We start from the raw sequence: 2,966 nt of genomic DNA, 5'->3' as shown, positions 1-2,966 counted from the left end.
CGCCACCGACGACGCCATCCGCTTTGCGCTGGCCAAGGACGCCAAATACATCGTGCTGGTGCCGTGCTGCCAGGCCGAAGTGGCCGCTGTGCTGCGTCAAGTGGCCATCCTGCCTTATGCACGCTTGTATGGTGTGGATGACCACACTGTTTATTTGCAGCACACCGCCAGCGAGGAAGCCATGCTGTGCGAGGACATCGACAGCCTGGTGCTGTGCCAGCCGCCGCAGCCGGATGACTCATTACGTCAGCAACTGGACGGGCTGGATCTGGAAGTGCACGCCATTGGCGATTGCCAGACGCCGCGCACCGCCGAAGAGGCCATTTATGAAGCCACCCGGCTGGCCTGGACCTTGTAAGCAGCAACCGGCGCGGCCGCTTATACCAGTTGCAGGCGGCCGCCTTCGTTTTTCAGGTGCGGAATCAGCGCGTCATCCTGATGCACCGCCAGCATGTTGACGCCCGCCGAAAACAGGCGATAACCCAGCGCCTCCAGCCAGGGGCGGATGACCGTCATGTCCGACTTGATGATTTCCATGAAAATCAGCGGCCGGCAGCGGCGGATGGACTGTTCGGCCCCGCGCAGCACCTGTTCTTCCATGCCTTCCACGTCGATCTTGATGAAGTCGATGCGTTGCAGGCCCAGCGAATCCAGGCTGACGAGGTCGATGCGGATGGTGCGGTGCTGGTAGTCCAGCGCCTGACCGATGAATTCATTGCTGGCCGACTGCTGCAATTCCACGCTGCCAAAAGAGCCGGGGCGCAGGTAGTCCGGTTCCGGAATGTCGATCTGCCCGCAGTGCTCGCCCACGGCGGAGTTGAGCGCATTCACGTTCAGGCAGTTGTTGAGGGCGATATTGCCGCACAAGGCGTAGTAGATTTTCTCCTGCGCCTCGAAGGCCACCACATGGCCCCAGGTGTACATGAAACGGGCCATCTCGATGGTGTGCACCCCGATATTGGCGCCGCAGTCGATGGCCAGCACACCCTCACCCCGGTCGCGCAGGCAGCTGGCCAGCAAGGCCAGCACAAAGTCCACCTCCTCCTGCTCGTAGCCGCTTTGCGTCATCAGCTGATAGCCCACGCCATAGGATTCGCCATCGGACGGGGCAAAGTCGTTGCGGTTGACGATCATGCTGCCGTGATTGGTAGACAGCAACATGAAGGGCGCGGGGCGCGGAATGTTTTTCATGGCAGAAACCCGTCAGGAGAGATAGCGGCGATTATGCCGCACTGCGCCGATGATGACAGATCAATGTTGCTGGCTGGCAGCCTGCTCCATGCGCCGGTCCGGTATCAGCCACCACAGCGCCAGCAGGCCGTATACGGCAGCGCCCAGCCAGCTGGAATAAAACGACAGGCCGATGCCCAGCAGGTAGAACAGCGGCGACAGCCTGCCCTTGCGGTCGCGGCCCAGCGCATGCAGCAGCACCTCGCGGTTACCCGGTACGCACAGCAAGGTACGCTGCATCACATACCAGGCCAGGGCGGACATCAGCAGCACCACGCCATACAGCGCCACCGGCAGGGATTCCATGTGGTTTTCACCCATCCAGCCGGTGACAAAGGGTAGCAGTGACAACCAGAACAGCAGGTGCAGGTTGGCCCACAGCACCCGGCCGTCCACATGACGCACCACATGGTAGAAATGGTGGTGGTTGTTCCAGTAAATGCCCACGTAGACAAAGCTGAGCACATAGCTGAGGAATACCGGCCATAGTGCTGCAAGTGCAGCAAGGCTGCTGTCATGCGGAACCTTGAGTTCCAGCACCATGATGGTGATGATGATGGCAATCACGCCATCGCTGAAGGCTTCCAGCCGGTTTTTGCCCATGTCTGGCTCCGTGGTGGCTAGCGGGAAAAAGGGTTCTGCCCTGCCGGGCTTGCCGGCTGGTAGGGCAGGCGGATCATGGTGTGGTACTGGCCATCGGCCTGGGCCACTTGCAGCGATGCTTCTGCATCGTAAAACAGCGCCAGCCGCTCACGCAGATTATCCAGTGCCATGCGGTTGCCCTGATGGGCGCTGACCTGCTCAGCGGACAAGGGGTTGCTGACACTGAGCAACAATTGCCCGCCTTTGACTTCTGCCCGCACCCGGATTTCACCACCTGCGCGGCAACGTTCCACGCCATGATGCACGGCGTTTTCCACCAGCGGTTGCAATAGCAGCGGCGGCAGACCGGCATCCAGCGCAGCATCGATATGCCAGCGCACATTCAGCCGCTCTCCCAGCCGCTCGCTCTCGATGGCCAGATACATGCGCGCCAGCTCGATTTCACGTTCCAGCGTCGAAGTACGGCCGGGGTCGGCCATCTGCGCGCGAAACAGGTCGGCCAGGTTCTCCAGCACCATTTCCGCTTTCTCCGGCCGCGAGCGGACCAGCGCAATCGCCGCGTTCAGGCTGTTGAACAGGAAGTGAGGGCGTATGCGTGCTTGCAGTGCCGCCAGCCGTGCCTCGCCCAGCGCCGGTGACAGGGCACGCTGGCGCAGGCTGAAGTAATGCAGCAGCAGCAGGGACAGCAGCCCGGCCAGCAGCGGGCGGTCCAGTCGGGGCAGCTCCAGCGGATTGAGCAGCCGGTCCTGCAGCACGACACACAACATGCTGATGACCATCACCAGCAGGCTGGCATGGCGCTGTCGGCCAAGCCAGGGTGACAGGGCACCCAGCAGGCCCAGGCCCAGCAGCATGGACGGTTCGGCCCAGCTGGCACCTGCCAGCAGGTGCAGCCACCAGCCATCCCCATCGCTCTGGTACAAGGTGCAGATCAGCAACAGCAGGTTAAGCAGCAGCAGGATGCGCAGCATCACTCCCAGATTGCGGAAATCCGGAATGGCAAAAACCGTGTGTGGCCGACGGTGCTGATCCATGTGCAGTCAATGGGTAGAGTGGAATTGCATCATAGCAAGCGGCCGGTACGGCGGGCGAGCCAGCTCGGCGGCTCAGGCGCTGGCCAGCTGCATGCGGCG

General features: G+C 62.0%; 4 protein-coding genes. 1 reads left to right on the top strand and 3 read right to left on the bottom strand.

Translation table 11 applies throughout. The features are described from left to right. On the top strand, positions 1 to 358 hold a 358-nt coding region (locus AWT75_RS23290; RefSeq protein ID WP_239689687.1), incomplete at its 5' end, for a methyltransferase. Between the two features lie 20 nt (positions 359 to 378). Here the strand turns inward: AWT75_RS23290 and AWT75_RS20255 are convergent. Genes AWT75_RS20255 through AWT75_RS20245 form a run of 3 tightly spaced genes read right to left on the bottom strand, consistent with a single transcriptional unit; the run spans position 379 to position 2,867 of the window. Beyond that, entirely contained in the window at positions 379 to 1,191 is an 813-nt protein-coding gene (locus AWT75_RS20255; protein ID WP_045848120.1) for an FkbM family methyltransferase, read from the bottom strand. A gap of 60 nt (positions 1,192 to 1,251) precedes the next feature. Next, complete coding sequence (locus AWT75_RS20250; protein ID WP_062791547.1) at positions 1,252 to 1,833, bottom strand: TMEM175 family protein; 582 nt, start codon at positions 1,831 to 1,833, stop codon at positions 1,252 to 1,254. A gap of 17 nt (positions 1,834 to 1,850) precedes the next feature. Next, complete coding sequence (locus tag AWT75_RS20245; protein WP_062791545.1) at positions 1,851 to 2,867, bottom strand: sensor histidine kinase; 1,017 nt, start codon at positions 2,865 to 2,867, stop codon at positions 1,851 to 1,853. Between the last annotated feature and the right edge of the window lie 99 nt (positions 2,868 to 2,966).

Source organism: Aquitalea pelogenes (assembly GCF_001515305.1).
Taxonomy (GTDB): Bacteria; Pseudomonadota; Gammaproteobacteria; order Burkholderiales; family Chromobacteriaceae; genus Aquitalea; species Aquitalea pelogenes.
Note: the sequence above shows the minus strand (reverse complement) of the source record. Positions and strands in the feature narration are given on the sequence as shown.